16 protein-coding genes are annotated in these 16,802 nt (G+C 63.2%); 12 read left to right on the forward strand and 4 right to left on the reverse strand.

Annotated elements, in window-relative coordinates:
- Positions 1-91 precede the first annotated feature (91 nt).
- From A3AI_RS0104455 to A3AI_RS0104485, 7 genes are all read left to right on the forward strand, one after another.
- Positions 92-1,039, forward strand: a complete 948-nt coding sequence (locus A3AI_RS0104455) for an ABC transporter ATP-binding protein (RefSeq protein WP_051382288.1) — start codon at positions 92-94, stop codon at positions 1,037-1,039.
- Positions 1,036-1,737 (forward strand): ABC transporter permease, encoded by a 702-nt coding sequence (locus A3AI_RS0104460; RefSeq protein ID WP_024514416.1) that lies wholly within the window; start codon positions 1,036-1,038, stop codon positions 1,735-1,737. Before A3AI_RS0104455 ends, A3AI_RS0104460 begins: the two co-directional genes overlap by 4 nt.
- A 9-nt stretch (positions 1,738-1,746) precedes the next feature.
- Entirely contained in the window at positions 1,747-3,360 is a 1,614-nt protein-coding gene (locus tag A3AI_RS0104465) for a Gldg family protein (RefSeq protein WP_024514417.1), read from the forward strand.
- Positions 3,357-4,403, forward strand: coding sequence for a DUF4340 domain-containing protein (locus A3AI_RS0104470; protein WP_156927627.1), 1,047 nt, complete (start codon positions 3,357-3,359; stop codon positions 4,401-4,403). The genes A3AI_RS0104465 and A3AI_RS0104470 overlap by 4 nt, the downstream gene beginning before the upstream one ends.
- Entirely contained in the window at positions 4,400-5,491 is a 1,092-nt protein-coding gene (locus A3AI_RS0104475; protein ID WP_024514419.1) for a HupE/UreJ family protein, read from the forward strand. Before A3AI_RS0104470 ends, A3AI_RS0104475 begins: the two co-directional genes overlap by 4 nt.
- A gap of 90 nt (positions 5,492-5,581) precedes the next feature.
- A complete protein-coding gene (locus A3AI_RS0104480; RefSeq protein WP_024514420.1) occupies positions 5,582-6,373 on the forward strand; it encodes an SDR family NAD(P)-dependent oxidoreductase in 792 nt (263 codons plus the stop codon).
- 171 nt (positions 6,374-6,544) lie between these two features.
- On the forward strand, positions 6,545-7,474 hold the full coding sequence (locus A3AI_RS0104485; RefSeq protein ID WP_024514421.1) for an RNA polymerase factor sigma-32: 930 nt from the start codon (positions 6,545-6,547) through the stop codon (positions 7,472-7,474).
- A 48-nt stretch (positions 7,475-7,522) separates the two neighbouring features.
- On the opposite strand, the gene A3AI_RS0104490 is transcribed toward A3AI_RS0104485, so the two are convergent.
- The 4 genes from A3AI_RS0104490 to A3AI_RS0104505 form a co-directional block, all read right to left on the reverse strand.
- A complete protein-coding gene (locus A3AI_RS0104490) occupies positions 7,523-8,485 on the reverse strand; it encodes a GlxA family transcriptional regulator (RefSeq protein ID WP_024514422.1) in 963 nt (320 codons plus the stop codon).
- Positions 8,486-8,545: 60 nt separating this feature from the next.
- A complete protein-coding gene (locus A3AI_RS0104495) occupies positions 8,546-9,262 on the reverse strand; it encodes a response regulator transcription factor (RefSeq protein WP_024514423.1) in 717 nt (238 codons plus the stop codon).
- Positions 9,263-9,562: 300 nt separating this feature from the next.
- Positions 9,563-10,543 (reverse strand): agmatinase, encoded by a 981-nt coding sequence (locus A3AI_RS0104500; RefSeq protein ID WP_245286829.1) that lies wholly within the window; start codon positions 10,541-10,543, stop codon positions 9,563-9,565.
- 52 nt (positions 10,544-10,595) lie between these two features.
- Entirely contained in the window at positions 10,596-11,237 is a 642-nt protein-coding gene (locus tag A3AI_RS0104505; RefSeq protein ID WP_024514425.1) for a glutathione S-transferase family protein, read from the reverse strand.
- 438 nt (positions 11,238-11,675) lie between these two features.
- Between A3AI_RS0104505 and A3AI_RS0104510 the strand changes: the two genes are divergently transcribed.
- The 5 genes from A3AI_RS0104510 (at position 11,676) to A3AI_RS0104530 (ending at position 16,800) form a co-directional block, all read left to right on the forward strand.
- Positions 11,676-12,836, forward strand: a complete 1,161-nt coding sequence (locus A3AI_RS0104510) for a transporter substrate-binding domain-containing protein (RefSeq protein WP_024514426.1) — start codon at positions 11,676-11,678, stop codon at positions 12,834-12,836.
- On the forward strand, positions 12,833-13,495 hold the full coding sequence (locus A3AI_RS0104515; RefSeq protein WP_024514427.1) for an ANTAR domain-containing response regulator: 663 nt from the start codon (positions 12,833-12,835) through the stop codon (positions 13,493-13,495). Before A3AI_RS0104510 ends, A3AI_RS0104515 begins: the two co-directional genes overlap by 4 nt.
- An 11-nt stretch (positions 13,496-13,506) precedes the next feature.
- Positions 13,507-14,745, forward strand: a complete 1,239-nt coding sequence (locus A3AI_RS0104520) for an urea ABC transporter substrate-binding protein (RefSeq protein WP_024514428.1) — start codon at positions 13,507-13,509, stop codon at positions 14,743-14,745.
- Between the two features lie 107 nt (positions 14,746-14,852).
- On the forward strand, positions 14,853-15,725 hold the full coding sequence (locus tag A3AI_RS0104525; RefSeq protein ID WP_024514429.1) for an ABC transporter permease subunit: 873 nt from the start codon (positions 14,853-14,855) through the stop codon (positions 15,723-15,725).
- Positions 15,726-15,747: 22 nt separating this feature from the next.
- A complete protein-coding gene (locus A3AI_RS0104530; protein WP_036047518.1) occupies positions 15,748-16,800 on the forward strand; it encodes a branched-chain amino acid ABC transporter permease in 1,053 nt (350 codons plus the stop codon).
- Positions 16,801-16,802: the final 2 nt, after the last annotated feature.

Here is a 16,802-nt window from a genome sequence, read left to right on the forward strand (position 1 = left end):
CCGGGCGTTGCGCCCGGGATTGTGGTCGCGGGGACGTTTTGCGCGCGATCGCGGTCATCTGGTGGTGCAAGATTCTGGGTTCTGTAAGCTGATGTCCCCTCTGGTGCTGGCGCAGGATGTCACCAAGTGGTACGGGCCGCGCCGCGCCGTCACCGACGTATCCTTTGCCATCGAACAAGGTGAGATCGTCGGTTTGCTCGGGCCCAACGGCTCGGGCAAGAGCACGATCTTCCGCATGTTGACCGGGTACCTTGTGCCGACCTCCGGGCATATCGAAATCGCCGGCCATGACGTCGTCTCCTCGTCGATCGAGGTTCGCCGCGTGATCAGCTATGTGCCGGAGGATGCCCCGCTCTACGATCACATGCGGGTCGGTGAATTTCTTCACTTCATGGCCAATCTCAGAGGATTGCGGGGGCGAGCCGCAAAGGCGGCAGTCGACGCCGCGGCCGAGCGACTCGATCTCACCCGCGTCATGATGCTCCTGACCGCAAAGCTCTCCCGCGGCTTCCGCCAGCGCGTTTCGATCGCGCAGGCGCTGTTGGGAAATCCGCAAGTGCTGGTGCTGGACGAACCGACCAGCGGGCTCGATCCGCATCAGGTCATCGCTGTTCGCGATCTCATTCAGTCGCTTTCGGGAAACCACACGGTGCTGATCGCTTCGCACATCCTCCCCGAGATCGAAAAGATCGCTTCGCGGGTCATGATCCTGCTCGATGGCATGCTTTTGACCCCTGATGCGCTGAAGACGGAGACGGAGGGGACCATGTTGCGGCTTGTGGCAGCCGCTCCAGAAGCAGCCGTCCGAGGCGTCGTCTCTGCGATCGCCGGCGTGCGCGACATCACAGCCGAGCCGGACGCCGGTTCGAACGCGATGCATTACCTGGTCAGGGCCGAGACGCGCGCGACGCTTGCCACTGACATCGTGACAGCGTTGGTCAAGGCCGGCGTCGCCGTCTCAGGGGTGAGCGAAGCTCGTCCGGATCTCGAGCGTGTTTTTCTCGATTTGACACGGCGGTCGTCGAGGGTGGCCGCATGAGAAGCTTTGCCATCCTGTTGCGGAAGGAGGAGATGGCGCTGTTTTCGTCGCCGATCGCCTATGCGGTGATGACCGTGTTCCTGCTCATCATGGGCTACAGCTTCACGCTCACCTTGTTCATCAGCCATCAGCCCAGCATGGTGCACGTGTTCTTCCAGATGTTCGTGCTGTTCATGCTGACCGCGCCGCTGATCACCATGCGGCTGCTGGCGGAGGAGCGGAAGCTGCGGACCATGGAGGTGCTGCTCACCTCGCCGGTCTCCGAGGTTGCGATCGTGCTTGCGAAATATTGCGCCAGCATGAGCCTGATCGTCGTGCTGCTGCTGCTCTCGGGCTGCTACGCGGCGGCGCTGGCCTGGTTCGGCGATCCCGATTTCGGACCGATCTATAGCGGGTATCTCGGTCTGCTGCTGTTCGGTTCGGCCCTGGTCGGCGCGGGGCTTTTGGCGTCGGCGCTCACAGCCAACCAGGTGATCGCAGCGCTGATTTCGCTCAGTGTCTTCCTGCTTTTATGGATCATCGACAATTTCGGCTGGCTGCTGCCGAGCCCGGCAGACACGCTGGTGGTGAATCTGTCGCTCGCGGTACATTTTCGCCCCTTTGCAGTGGGTTCGATCTACCTCTCGGACGTCGGCTTCTTTCTCAGCGTCACACTGCTGACGCTGTTGTTGACCGTGCGGGCATTGGCGCGGCGATAGGAGAGACGAATGTCGCGGTTGACCCGATCCGATCTGATCGTCGCCGCTCTCATCGCCGCCGCTATGCTGTTCGGCGCGCTCGGTTTCGCAGGATTTTCCGACAGGATATCGAACAGCTTGTTGTTCGTGGCCTGGTCGCTGACCCTGCTGACGCTGTTCGCGCTCGCGGTGCGCCTGCCGCTGCGCGGCCGCGGCTCGCGGTGGACGGCCTGGGCCGCCAACACGCTGATTGTCTGCGGCGCGCTGGGCGCTACGGTTGCCGCGAACGTCGCCCTCTATCGCCACGACGTGCATTTCGATGCGACGCGCGAAGGGGTGAACACCCCGCCGGCGCAGCTCGCCGATCTTGTCGACGAGCTGCGATCCCCGCTCTCGCTGACCTATTTCTACAATGCCAGCGACCCCAATGCGCTCGCCGTACGTGACATGATCGAGATCGCGGCACGCAACCATCCGCTGCTGGCGTTCCGTGCCATCGATCTCGACAAGGAGCCGGGGCTCGCGCGCGACATCGGCGTGCATTCGTACAATACAGCGGTGCTACAGGCCGGTGACCGCAAGGTGCTGGTCGAGAACGTCACCGACGCCGCGCGTCTCGGTTATGCCGCGCTCCGCGTCCTCCGACAGCGCGCCGAGACGATCTGCTTCGTGACCGGCCATGGCGAGACGTTCCGCCCGATGCCGGGCCACTATCACTTCAGTCATGTCGAGACATTGAGGGGGCATGATATCCCGGGCGCCGGCGACGTGCTGGTCGCAGAACCCGAGCAGCTCGACCGGCTTCAGCTTGCGCTGAACGAGATCGGTTTCGAGATGCGTCCCCTCGTGATGGCGACGGCAACCACAATTCCGACCGATTGCACGGTGGTTGCAGAGATCGGCCCGCGAACCGCGTTATTGGCGGGCGAGGCGGATCTCCTCGCCGACTATCTCGGGACTGGCGGACGGCTCGTGATGCTGATCGATCCGCAGTTTCCGGTTGGAGCCGACCTGCAGAACCGTCTGCTGACCCCGCTCGGCTTGTCGAGCGAACCGGCCATCATCATCGATCCTCTGAATCATTTTCGCACTGATCCCGATAAGGTCGCGGTGCCCTATTATCCGCCGCATCCGATCACGGGGCGTCTTGCGCTGACGGTGTTTGCGCAGGCGAGACCGATCCGCCTCAGCCAACCTCTAGCGGCAGTGAAGTCGAGCGTCCTTGCCGCCAGCAGCCAGGACAGCTATTTGCGGCCGCCGTCGGCGGCCGGCGGCATCGCCGTCGCTGCCGGCGGACCGGCTCCCGCCGAAGTTGAGCATGGCGCCCAGGCTCTCGCAGTGGCCGTAGAAGGAGCCTTTCCGGGAGCCGCGTCCAACAAGCCCTTTCGGCTCGTGATCGCAGGCACCAGCAAATTTGCGACCAACGAGTATTTTTCCTATGTCTCCGATGGCGAGCTATCGGTCGCCATCATGCGCTGGCTGGCCGACGACGACGCGTCGCCGAATCTTGCGCCGCGTACCTACAATGTGCCTGAGATCGTGCTGACGAGCGCGCAGATGCGCGACACCTTCATCGCGCTTGAGATATTGCTGCCGCTCAGCACGGCTCTTTTTGGCGTCGCGATGTGGTGGAGGCGACGTTGACGGGCGCGACGGCGCGATGGAAAATGGTGCTCGCCGTCACGGTGCTGCTCGTGCTTCTCCTGGCCTTGGCTCTTTCGGGGCAATGGCCGGAGTTGCGCAGCAAGCTGGTATCCTCGCCAAGAGGCCTTCTCGCCATTACGCCTGACGACATCGAACGTGTCGACATCCGCGCAGGCGCCGAGAGCGTCGTGTTGCGGCGCGAGCCGGGCGGATGGACGATTGAAGGCGTGGATGGCATCGCGCCGGCTGAGCTTGTCTCCCACATCGATACGGCCTTGAGGTTTCTCCGGGTCAGCGAACCGTCGCGCGAGATTCCCGCGGGCGAGCTTGCTGCCGAGAGCTTTGCCGCGTTCGGGCTCGATCCGCCATCCGAGGCTGTCGTGCTCGAGACCCGCTTCGCCGCCACGGCGACCGTGAACTTTGGGACGACAAATCCGGCAGGCACGTCGCACTATGTCAGGCTGGGCGGCGCGCCGGCAGTTTATCTGATGCCGCGCCACGTGACGGAGGAGTGGCGGCTGGTGCTCGACATGGCGCGGCGGCTGCAAGGCAAGGCCAGCCTCGCCGCCGCAAGCCGCGGCGCAGACCTGCTGTTGCCGGTCTCGATGACGCAGGTTTGGGCGATCGAGATCGTGGCGGCTGGCAAGCTCACGCGGTTCGAGCGCGACGCGGCAGGGGCATGGTTCAGGCATGTCGGTCAGCATTCGCACATAGCCGGCGCCGATGTTCATGTCGCCGATCCCGTGCAGGCGACGATCATCGATGGCGCATTCCGCGCATTCGACTCGGCAGTGGCGGAAGCGCGCGTCGGGCCTGGCGATGCGGTCCATCTCGCCCAGTACGGCCTCGCCTTGCCGACGCAGATCGTGATGTTTTACGCGCGCGACAGCTCGACGCCGTTGGCGCGGCTCGAGTTCGGCGCGCCCGCCGACAGGCTTGATCGATATGCAAGGCTGGCCCCGGACGGCGCGATCGTCACCGTTGCAGAGTTCGAGCCGAGGCGCCTGACTGAGCTCCTGAAGACCGTCGGAGCAGGCTCGTGAGGTTGCGGCGCGTGCTGCTGGCGGGGGCAATTGCGTTTGGTGCCGTGGTCGCGGTGCAGGCTCACCAGGTCAATCTCTCGACCGCGCGAGTCACATTGGCTGCCGATCGCAGCGTCAACGTCGAGGTCGGGCTCAAGGGCAGCGATGCCGACCGCCTTGCCGGCACCGCAATTTTCGATCCGCAGCGCGACCAGGTTGATCCAACGCTGGCAGCGGCTTCGGCCGCACCGATCGTCGCTTACGTCAGCGCGCATATCGCCGTAGTGGGTGCTGATGGCACGGCTTGCGTGCCGGGCACGGCTACACTCGTGCCCGACGGGGACGGCGTGATCTTTCGCAACCGCTTTTCCTGCCGGGGTGTCGCGGGCGACATCATCTATCGTTCGACGGTGCTGACGGACATCGATCCCGCCGCGCGCCAGGTGGTCTTGATCGGCGAGGGCGACAGCGCTCCGCAGGCATTGCTCGATGGCTCCAACACCGAGGTCACGCTTTCGGCTCCGCCGCCGTCGCTGCTCTCGACGCTTGAGCGCTACCTCGTCACTGGCATCGAGCATATCTTCCTGGGCTACGATCACATCGCCTTTTTGGTCGCCGTCGTGTTGTGGGCACGGCGGCTGGTGCCGGTGATCAAGATCGTAACCGCCTTTACGATCGCGCATTCGATCACGCTGTCGCTCGCCGCGCTCAACATCGTTGTTATTCCCAGTGCCGTTGTTGAGCCCGCCATCGCCGCGTCGATCGTGTATGTCGCGATGGAGAATTTCTTCACACGCAATATCGACACCCGCTGGCGGGTCACCTTTGCATTCGGGCTTGTGCACGGGTTCGGCTTTGCCGGCGCTCTCCGGGAGGTCGGCCTGCCCACGAACGCCGTCGCGACCGCGCTTGCGGCCTTCAACATCGGCGTCGAGATCGGGCAGGTCGCCATCGTTTCGGTCGTGGTTCCGGCGCTGATTGTGTTGGACCAGCTGATGGCCGTCGACAGGACCAAGCCAGTGAGAGCCGCTCCTCTGGTCTATGCGCTGTCGGCGCTCATCACTGTACTCGGCAGTTACTGGTTTGTTGCGCGCGTGTTCGATGCCTAGTGGTCGCCATGGCTTCGAGGCCGCGGCCGGAGTAGGCTGCAGCAATGAGCGGATGTTCCCTTGCGCAACTGAACCTGATCGGGACCAGATATGAGCCTCCTCAGCAATCCATTCGACCCCGCGCGCGAAGCAGCTCTGGTGACAGGTGCGGGAAACGGCATCGGTCGTGCCATCGCGCAGGCCCTGGTCGGGGAGGGCGTGCGAACCGTGTTCGCGGACGTGAGCGGGGAGAGAGTAGCTGCGGCGATCGCGGCCGCACCTTGCCCCGAGCTGGCGGTGCCGTGGATTGGCGATCTCGCGCATCGCGATGCCTGGGACGCGCTGCTGACCGATGCGCGGAGCGCCGTGGGACAAGTGACTCACTTCGTCCACAGCGCTTCGCCTCCGCGACGCGAGGCCGACCATGCCCTCGCGGTAGACCCTGAAACTTGGGAGCAGATGCGCTCGGTCAATGTCGATGCCGGCTTTTACCTGTCGCGTGAGCTTGCGCGTCAGCTCATCGCGGCAAAGGTGCCCGGATCGTTCCTGCTGCTTACGTCGCTTCATGCGGGCACGCCGCGAAATCTGCCGCATTACAGCACGTCCAAGGCGGCGCTCGCGATGTTGGTCAAGGAGCTGGCGAAGACGCTTGGCCGCTTCGATATCAGGATCAATGCACTCGTTCCCGGAGCAATTGCCGCGGGTGGATTCGTCGCCGATCCGTCGCTGGCTCGGCACATTCCGCTCGGCCGGATCGGGAAGGCCGAGGATCTCGCGCCATTGGCTTTGGCCGTGCTCTCGAACCGCATTTCCGCTTACGTCACGGGGGCTGCTTTCGTGGTTGATGGCGGCCTGTCCTTGACGAACTGGTTCGACCCGCCAACTCTGGACGAGCTGTCGTAGCGCACGCTGATGTGATTCTCGCTGCGCAATAGCAGAGCCGTGACCGAGACAGGATGACGCGGCGGCCGCCGCTAAACGCGAATTTAGCTTTTTCAAATACAATTTAATCGCTCCAGGGCATGCCGCGCGCCTAGAGTCCGCATCACCGGGCTCGAATGATTGGAGCTGCAGATGTCTGATAATAGCGTGGCTGTTGCCTACAAACCACCGAGCGCGCCGGACGGAGCCGCCGGCTATGCCAGAGGTTACGCCTCGATCATCAAGCAATACGATCTGCTCGAGAGAGGGCAGGAGCAGGAGCTCGCGCGACGCTGGCAGGACCGCCGCGACCAGCGTGCGAGCGATGCTCTCGTCGAGAGCCATCTCAGGCTCGCCGCGCGTGTGGCACGCAGCTACCAGGGATACGGCCTTCCGCTTGCCGACCTGATCGCAGAGGCCAATCTTGGACTGGTCATGGCGGCGGCGCGCTTTAAGCCTGATCATGGCGCTCGGTTCTCGACCTATGCGGTGTGGTGGGTCAAGGCTGCTATTCGCGATTACATCCTGCGCTCTTGGTCGCTGGTCAGGATCGGGACGACGTCGGCGCAAAGGAAGCTGTTCTTCGGGCTCAGGCGTGAAATGAGGAAATTCGCTCGCAACGGAAGCGGGCTGACGCCTGCTACGGTCGAAGCCGTGGCTGCGGCGCTCAAGGTCACGCCTCGCGACGTGATCGAGATGAATAGTCGGCTGTCCGGCGACTTGTCTCTGAATGCGCCGGTTTCGGATGACGGACAGGCGATCGAGTGGGAAGCCACGCTTGCCGACGAATCTCCTGACGCCGAAACGATCGTCGCGGAGCACGACCAGACCACGCAGCGGGCGAGAGCTGTCCGTAATGCCCTGTGCGTCCTCAACGAACGGGAACGACGGGTGTTCGAGGCCCGGCGGCTCAGCGAGGATCCACCGAGCCTTGAGCAGCTGGGACGTGAGCTGTCGATCTCCAATGAACGCGTGCGGCAGATCGAGGTGCGCGCCTTCGAGAAGGTCAAGCGTGCGGCCTCCGAAATCCTGATGGACAGAGCCGGCTCCGGTTTGCCGGCGGCACTGCCCGCCCATGCCTGACCGGATTGATCTTCCGGACGATGACGATGATGGAGGTCATTGGAGGCGCTATCCACGGAACCTCTCCCGGTATTCGCTGGGGCTGGCACCGATCCGCCTGAGGAAGGCCCGCCGCATGGTGTCCGGGTTGGTGAACCCGCAACTGAACGCGACGCGTTGCAGCGGTTTGTCGGTGTCCTCCAGCAGTCGTCGCGCCGAATCGACGCGCGCCATCTCGACGAAATCGGCCGGCGTGATCCCTGTCTCCTGAAAGAACACCCGCGTGAAATTGCGCACGCTCATTGCCGCGCGCGCAGCGAGGATCTTCACGGTCATATCGAGCGACAAATGATCGAGAATCCAGTGTTGCACCGATTGAATACGTCCTTCCGTCGCGAGCTGCGCTGCAAGATGCGCGCTGAATTGCGATTGGCCGCCCGGCCGCTTGAGAAACACCACGAGGCGGCGGGCCACCGCGAGCGCGACGTCGCGGCCGTGATCGTCCTCGATCAGCTTCAGCGCGAGATCGATGCCGGCCGTCACGCCGGCTGACGTCCACAGCGGGCCGTCCTGCACGAAGATCCGGTCGGGTACGATCCTGGCCGCGGGAAACCGTTCCGCCAGCTCGCTGGCATGCTGCCAGTGTGTCGTCGCGTTCCGGCCATCGAGCAGGCCTGCGGCGCCGAGAAAAAAGGCGCCGGTGCAGACCGAGCCGTGACGGCGGCAGTGCGGCGCGCGCCGCCGCAACCATGCATGCAAGTCGGTCGCGCCATAGGCCTGACCATAGTCCGGCGTGCCCGCGACAAGCAGCGTGTCGATCGGCTCATCGTCCTCCAGGATCGTGCTGTTTGCCACCAGCGACATGCCACCGGCTGTCACGGTCCGCTCAGGCCCCGCCGACACCAGCCGCACCTCGTAATTGCATTTGTCGGGAGCCTGCCGATTGGCTTCCAGAAATGCGTCCAGTGGCCCGGAGATATCCAGCGATTGGGCGTTCTGCGGAACGACAATGGCAACCGGCGTGCGATACATTTCCCGTTCCCCGTGCCGCGAGGTTCCGGCGCGATGCAGCTCCGAAAATCGGGATTGGCCTCAGTGTGAGAGCGCCCGCATCGGCGCGACGGCGGTCCTGCCTGCGGTTTCGCGCAGGATGAATCCGGCCCCACGGATATTGTAGATCATGGGCGTCTCGCCGGGACGATCGACCTTGTGGCGCAGCCGGCCCATATGCACGTTGAGCAAGTTGGTGTCGGGAACGAAGTTGTAGTGCCAGACGTCCCTGAGCAGCATCTCGCGGGTGAGCAATTGTTCGCTCCGCCGCATCATGTATTCGAGCAGGCGAAACTCACGGGGCAACAGGTCGATTTCGCGATCATTGCGCTTCGCGGTCCGCTCGATCAGGTCAAGCTCCAGCGCTCCGACCTGCAAGCTGGTCTGGCGTGTATCGGCCGGCCGGCGCAGCAAGGCCTCGATCCTGGCGACAAGCTCAATGAGCGCGAATGGTTTTGTGAGATAATCATCGCCGCCCGACCGCAGCCCGCGAACGCGATCCTCGACTTTGCTGAGTCCACTCAGCACCAGTACGGGGGTCTGGATCTCTTCGTTCCGCAACGCCCGGATGATGCCAAGCCCGTCCAATCCCGGCAGCATGCGATCGACAATAATGGCGTCCGGTTGCACGGAGCGCGCTTTATTCAGGCCTTCATGCCCGTTCGATGTCCACTCGACATCAAATCCGTGATCGCTCAACCCGGCGGCTGTCAACTCGGCCAGCTCCTCATCATCTTCGATCAGAAGTATCCTTTTCATCGGCTTGCTCTCGATTGCTCGACCGCGTGCGCATTGGTTCCCGGCTCCTCAGCGAAAGCCTAGGCCGATACAATCATCAGGTCCAATCGATTTATGTTGTTACGGCGATAAGAAAATCTGATTGATCTGCGTCAACCCCCGAGTTCATCATTGGCGCCGCGAGCTGTGGATGCTGGCTTGTCTGGCTCCTGTTGGCTGCTGAGGCAGCCTTGCTGAAAGGTAGGCAGCCCGGTAGATCAGGTCCAATCGATCTAACCGTCGGGGTCGATCAGGAGATCTGATTGGTCAGGCCGCTCCCCGTTAGCGACGTCGCTTCGCGCGCTCGTGGAAGATCGAGCCGATGAAGTCGAGGCTGGTGCGCGCCGCGAGCAGCGATGTGACGCCCGAGGGGTCGTAGGGAGGCGAGACCTCGACAAAATCCACTCCAACCACGTCGAAACGCGTGGCGACTTCCCGCAGCAGGTCCTTGGCCTCGTAATAGTTGAAACCGCCATGGCTGATCGTTGCCGTCCCCGGCGCTATCGAGGGATCGAAACTGTCGATATCGATGGAGACGTAGACGCGTTCGCGATCCGGGATATGAGCGAGCGCCGCAGCCGCGCCGATCGTCCGGAATTTGCGCATGGAAACGACATGCGTCCCATAGGCCTTGGCGGCTTCGTAGTCCTTCCGGCTGACGGACGCCATGTTGTGAGGGCCGACCGTTGTGATTCCCTTCACATGCGCCATCTCCGAGGCACGGCGCATCGGGCTGCCGTGGCCCCAGCTGATGCCATTGCGCTCGTCGATGAAATCGAAGTGGGCGTCGAGATGCACGATCTGGATAGGCTTCTGGTCCGAATAGGCTGCGATCATCGCCATGGTGATGGCATGGTCGCCGCCGAGAATGTACGGCATCGTTCCCGCGTCGAGCAGTGCGCGTACCGCGAGCTCGGCGTTCGCAAGGCTGCGCTTGGTGTCGGCGTAGATGACGTCGCTGTCGCCGGCATCGACGATTTTGACTTGATCGGCGGTCAGATAGGTCACCTCGTCCTCGAAGTCGAACACGCCGTCCGGGCCGAAGCCGTGGAACATCGACATTTCCCTGATGGCGCGAGGCCCGAAGCGGGTGCCGACGCGATAGCTCGATGCGGTGTCGATCGGCACGCCGAGCACCGCGACATCGGCGCCATCGAGCTTGTCCCAATTGGTGCAGGCAGGCTGGGCGGCGAAAGTTGCGAGGCCGACGAAGGGCAGATCCATCCGTTCGGCCATATTTCGGCTCATGCTCGGTCTTGTCATGGCAGCGTCCTTCCTGACGTATTGCAGGGCCAGATGCAGGCCCGGGTTGCTTTCAGCAGATGTCTTCGGTGACGCCTTCGCGCTCATAAGCCCGACGAACCGAGGGCAGGGCCGTCACCATGTCGAGCAGCTTTGCGATGTGACGCCGTGCGCGCGGCGGGTTCGTCATCCGTTGGGCCCAGCGGGCGAGCATGACGAGATAGAAATCGGCGGCACTCAGCGTATCGCCGAGGAGGAGCGGACCGTTCGCTTCCAGGTGCTGCTCGATCACATCGAGATAGGCGCCCGCGCGCTTCTCGGCGCCACGCTCGACGATGTCGCCTGCGTCGGTGTCGTCGCCGGTCAAGCGGTCCGGATACTGCCAGATCATCAGCTCTTCCTGCAGCGAATTGGTCAGGAAGGTCATCCATTGATAGAATCTGGCGCGCTCCGGCGTCCCGACCCTGGGTGCCAGCCCTGTGTCGGGATGCTGGTCCACCAGATGAAGAACAATTGCGGCTGCTTCGAACAGCACCAGCTCGCGATCGACCAGAGTCGGAATGCGCCCGTTCGGGTTGATCTTGAGATACTCGTCGGATCGTTGTGCGTTGCGCGTTCGATCGACGAGTACGAGCTCGTATGGCAGGCCGAGCTCTTCGAGCACCATGTGAGGTGCCGCGTTTGCGTTGCTCGGGAAATAATGCAGCTGATACATCGCGTCTCTCGAAGTTTGTGTTGCCATGACCCAGAGTTAGAGGCGTGGCGGCCCGGCAACAACGACAGAGGTCCGTCGATCTTGGCCAAAGGTCCGTCGATCCGGGCCAAAGCTGCTCACCACGGGTTGCTGGCGTCGCGGGGAAGCCGGCATGCGGGAGGGTCGTTCGGACACGACCACCATGGTCATTCTTGCGCTGCACAGTTTTGCTGCAGCCAGATATGATTTGGTGCAAACGCCGCTGCAACAACGCGCTTGACAGCAAGATCGATCTAAGAGACCGTAATTGCATGCGTTGGGCAACGGCTGCCCATTGACGCGACGAGTTCAACCAGTTCCAACGCCGCGTTTGCTCGATTGCAGCGTGTTTAGTTGGTGGCGAAGACGCCCTCGGCCTGACGGCCGGCGGGCGTTTTTTTGTTTTTTGGATGGTAGCGAATGGCGCGTCAGCAATGCCGCATCGGCGTGATGTTCTCGACCACGGGGTCGTATAGCGTCGTCGCCCGCTCGATGCTGAATGGGGCGCTGCTCGCCTTTCGCGAAATCGCGGAAACCGATAGCGAGCTCTCGCTCGAGCCGGTCGTGGTCAATCCGTCGGGCGATCTCTCGCGCTATCGCGCACTCAGCCTCGATCTGCTCGGCGCGGGCATTCGCCATGTGGTGGGCTGCTATACGTCCTCGAGCCGCAAGGAGGTCATTCCCTGCTTCGAGAAGTACGACGGGCTGCTCTGGTATCCCTCACACTATGAGGGTTTCGAGAGCTCGGACAATGTGATCTACACCGGCGCCTCGCCCAATCAGCATGTCCTGCCGCTGGTCGATTACCTGGCGTCCCGCGTCGGCAGCCGCGCCTTCTGCGTCGGCTCCAACTACATCTGGGCGTGGGAGAACAACCGGATCTTTCGCGAGGCGCTGACGGCGCGCGGTGGCGCCGTGATTTCGGAGCGGTATCTGTCCGTCGGCGACACCGAGTTCGACCAGGTGATCGCCGCGATCCTCGACCAGCATCCGGATTTCGTCTTCAACAACCTGATCGGCACCAGCGCCTACGCATTTTTCCGGGCCTTCCGCGCCGCCTGTCGCGCACGTGGCATCGATCAGGCGGTCGAAATCCCGGTTGCAAGCTGCACCCTGTCCGAGCCGGAGCTTGCGGAGATCGGCCTGGAGGCGGTCGACGGCCATTTGACCTCCAGCGTCTATTTTTCCTCGCTGAAATCGCCTGCCAATGACGCATTCAGCGGTGCCTATGCCAGGGCGTTTCCGGATGGCCCGGTGTCGTCGGCCGATGCCGAGTCATCCTACATCGCGGTGAAGCTGCTGGCGGCGGCGCTGGCGCAGGCCGGCACCGATGACGCGCGCGCCGTTCGCGCGGCGGTCGCCAACCAGCGTCTGGAGGCACCGCAGGGCGAGGTGAGCATCGATCCGCAGACCTATCATGCCTGGCTGACGCCGCGCATCGCCCGATCGGGGAGCGACGGACAGTTCGAGGTGCTGCTTGAGGCGCGCAGCCCGGTTGCGCCGGATCCCTATCTTGTCCAGTCGTCGCCGCGCTTCGCGGTGGCCATGCGCTGCCCGGCGCTCCGAGTGGTGCAATCATGACCTTCCGCGTGCTGCAGAATTTCAAGGGCGGACGCGCCATCATCGTGGGTAGGCGCAGCGGCTGGGAAGTCACGCTGGAGACCACGCTCGCCAAGCTCGGGGTCGTCAGTGAATACCCTGAAATCGTCGGCGGCCGCGTGCAGATCGACGTCCGTGCGCTGCAGCCGGAGCGCGACATTCTTTTCATCGACGGCGACCTCGACGGCGCGGTCGCCATCGAGGTCGATCCTGCCTCGCGCCTGCCGCCGGTGCCGGTTATCGGGCTGGTCGGCGTCGAGGCGCCGAGCCGGTTGAAGGCGCTGGTCAACCTCGGCGCCACGTCCTTCCTGCGCAAACCGGTGCATGGCGGCGCCGTCTACACGTCGCTATTCATGGGCGTCAATCAATTCTTGCTGCGCAGCGACATGTATAGCCGCCTGCAGGATCTCGAAGAGCGCCGCCGCGGCCGCCGCGAGGTCGTGCGCGCGATCATTCTGTTGATGCAATCAGGCCTCGATGAGGAGGCTGCCTATTCCCTGCTCCGCCGCGAGAGCATGCGCGCGCGGCAGAGCCTCGAACTCTACTGCGAGGAGCTTCTGAGCAGGAGGGCGAGGCCAACCGATATTTCCTGCCGTACGACCAGCGAGGGGCTGCAAGGCGGCAAAAAGCGAGCGATGTAGGAGACACCGACATGACCGGAAATATAGTGCGGGGGCTGCGCGCCGCGGCCCTCACGGGGACGCTTGTCCTCGGCCCAGGCGCTGCCTTTGCGGCAGACCCCATCAAGCTCGGCGTGCTGGAGGACCAGTCCGGCGATTTCGCGGCCGCGACGATCGGCAAGGTCCACGCTATCCAGCTTGCGGCCGACGAGATCAACAAAGCCGGCGGCATCGACGGCCGCCAGATCGAGCTCGTCACCTACGACACTCAGTCCGATAACACACGCTACCAGGAATTCATGCGTCGCGTGTTGCAGCGTGACAAGGTCGATGTCGTGTTCGCCGGATTCTCCTCCGCGTCGCGCGAGGCCTACCGGCCGATCGTCGACCAGTTCAACGGCTTTGCGTTCTACAACAATCAATATGAGGGCGGCGTCTGCGACGGCCACATGATCGTCACCGGCGCGGTGCCGGAGCAGCAATTCTCCACGCTCATTCCCTACATGATGCAGACCTATGGCAAGAAGGTCTACACCCTCGCCGCCGATTACAATTTCGGCCAGATCTCGGCGGAATGGGTGCGCAAGATCGTCAAGGAGAACGGCGGCGAGATGGTCGGCGAGGAGTTCATCCCGCTCGGCGTGTCGCAATTCTCGCAGAGCATCCAGAACATCCAGAAGGCGAAGCCGGACTTCGTGGTCACGCTGCTGGTGGGCACCGCGCAGGCCTCCTATTACGAGCAGGCTGCGTCCGCAAATGTCAACCTGCCGATGGCCTCGTCCGTGAACGTCGGTCAGGGCTACGAGCACAAGCGCTTCAAGCCGCCGAGCCTGAAGGACATGTACGTCACCACCAACTACATAGAGGAGATCGACTCGCCCGGCAGCAAGGCGTTCTACGCCAAGTTCAAGGCCAAGTTTCCGAACGAGCCCTATGTGAATCAGGAGGCGGAGAACTCCTACCTCGCGGTCTACCTCTACAAGCAGATGGTGGAGCGCGCGAAATCGACCAAGCGCGACGACATCCGCAAGGTGATCGCGATGGGAGACGTCTGCATGGACGCGCCCGAGGGCAAGGTCTGCATCGATCCGAAGAGCCAGCACATGTCGCACACGATCTATCTTGCGAAAGTAGGCGCCGATCATTCGATCTCCTTCCCGAAGACCTGGGAGGACATCAAGCCCTATTGGCTCGGCGAGGCCGGCTGCGACCTGACCAAGAAGGATCCGATGAGTCAGTACACGCCCTCCAACCCGCCGCCCAAATCCTGACGCGGCGCGATGGCGTCGCCCTGGCGCACTCCTTCTCCCGCGCCGGGGCGGCGTTCTCGGACTTAACTTTCCTATCGTTTGAAAACCTCAACCCCTCTGGTTGGTTCATGGACATCGCGAGCATTGCTTTCTCGGCGCTCTATCAATTCGGCGATGCTTTCGCATTCCTGGTGCTGTCGGCCTGCGGGCTCGCAGTGATCTTCGGCATGATGGGCGTGATCAATCTCGCCCATGGCGAGTTCATCATGTGCGGCGCCTATGTCACGGCATCGACTGTGCATGCGGGCCTGCCGTTGCCGCTGGGGATCCTGTGCGGCGCGGCCGCCTCGGCGCTGGCCGGCGTGGTGGTCGAGCTCCTCGTGATCCGCCAGCTCTACGAGCGGCCGCTCGACACCATCGTGGCCACCTGGGGGCTTAGCCTGATCGCAACCCAGGGCACGCTGATCCTGGTAGGCTCGACCATGGCAGGCGTGGGCACGCCGTTCGGCAGCTTTCAGGTCGGCCAGTATTCCTATTCCATCTATCGTATCGTGCTGTTTACGGCCGCGCTGGGCGTGCTCGGCGGGCTGTATGCGCTGTTCAACTGGACGCGGTTCGGCGTGCTAGCGCGGGCGACCATCCAGGTGCCGCACATGGCGGCCGCGCTCGGCGTCGATACCAGGCTGATCTACAGCCTGACCTTTGCCTGCGGCGCGGGACTGGCGGGACTTGCCGGCGGCCTCTACGCCCCGACTATGACGCTGGTGCCGACCATGGGCTCCACCTTCATCATGGAAGCCTTCGTCACGGTGGTGATCGGAGGCGCCGACGTGTTCCTCGGCACCGCACCCGCGGGGGGCGTGCTGGCGGTGGTCAAGTCGGCAATGACCTCCTGGCAGGGGCAATTGTTCGGTCAGATCGGCCTGCTGATCGCGGTGATCATCGTGGTGCGGATTCTGCCGAAGGGCATTTCCGGTTTTGTGTTGCGCGAGCGCGCCTGAAGGAGTGCTTGCCGTGAACAGCATGCGCATCCTGCTCCGCCGTCTCGAAGGCCCGCAGACCGTCGGCCGCGGCCCGGCGTTCTGGAGTCTGTTCGTGCTCGTTCTTGCGGGAGCCTGCGTCTATCCGCTGGTCGCCGATGGCTACACGGTCGGCAACACCGTCTACTTCTTTGTCTGGGTGTTCATCGCGCTCAGCCTGTGTCTGATCTGGGGCTATGGCGGCTCGCTGAGCTTCGGACAAACCGCCTTTTTCGGCATCGCCGGCTATGGCTATGGCATTCTCACGCTGAATTTCGGTGCGGCCTATGGCTTCACCCTGGTGGCGCTGCTGCTCGCGGTCGGCATCGCCGCGTTCTTTGCGCTGCTGCTCGGCTATTTCATGTTCTTCGGCCGTATTGCCGGTGTTTTCCTCGGCATCGTGACGCTGGCGGTGACGTTGACGCTCGAGCGCTTCATGGCGCAGACGGCAGGGCCGGAATGGCACATCGGCGTTGCCAGGCTCAACGGCTTCAATGGCATGAGCGCGATGCCGCCGCTGACGATACCCTGGCCCGGCGGCGACATCGTGTTGTTCGCCGATATTGGCCTCTATTATCTCGTGCTTGGTCTGCTGGTGTTCGTCTATCTCGGCCTGCGCATCCTGATGAACTCGGCGTTCGGCAATGTCATCGTCGCCATCAGGGAAAACCCTGAACGCGCGGAGATGCTGGGCTACGACATCAGGAAATATCAGCTGATCACCTTCATCATCGGCGCGGCGTTGGCCGGACTCTCGGGCGTGCTCTACACGGTCTGGGGGCAATACATCACGCCGTCGAGCATGGGCATGACGGCGGCAGCGCTGCCCTTGATCTGGGTCGCGGTCGGCGGGCGCAGCGATCTCACCTCTACCCTGATCGGAACTCTGCTGGTGCTCGCGGCGTTCCAGGCGCTCACCATCTACGGCAGCCAATATGCCCTTGTCTTCATGGGCGTGCTCCTGGTGCTGACCGTGCTGATCGCGCCCAACGGGCTCGTGCTCGGCGCCATGAATCTGCTGTCCCGGTTCGGCATGCGCAAGGCAGAGGGGAAATAGCC

This window comes from Bradyrhizobium sp. Tv2a-2 (assembly GCF_000472425.1).
GTDB lineage: Bacteria > Pseudomonadota > Alphaproteobacteria > Rhizobiales > Xanthobacteraceae > Bradyrhizobium.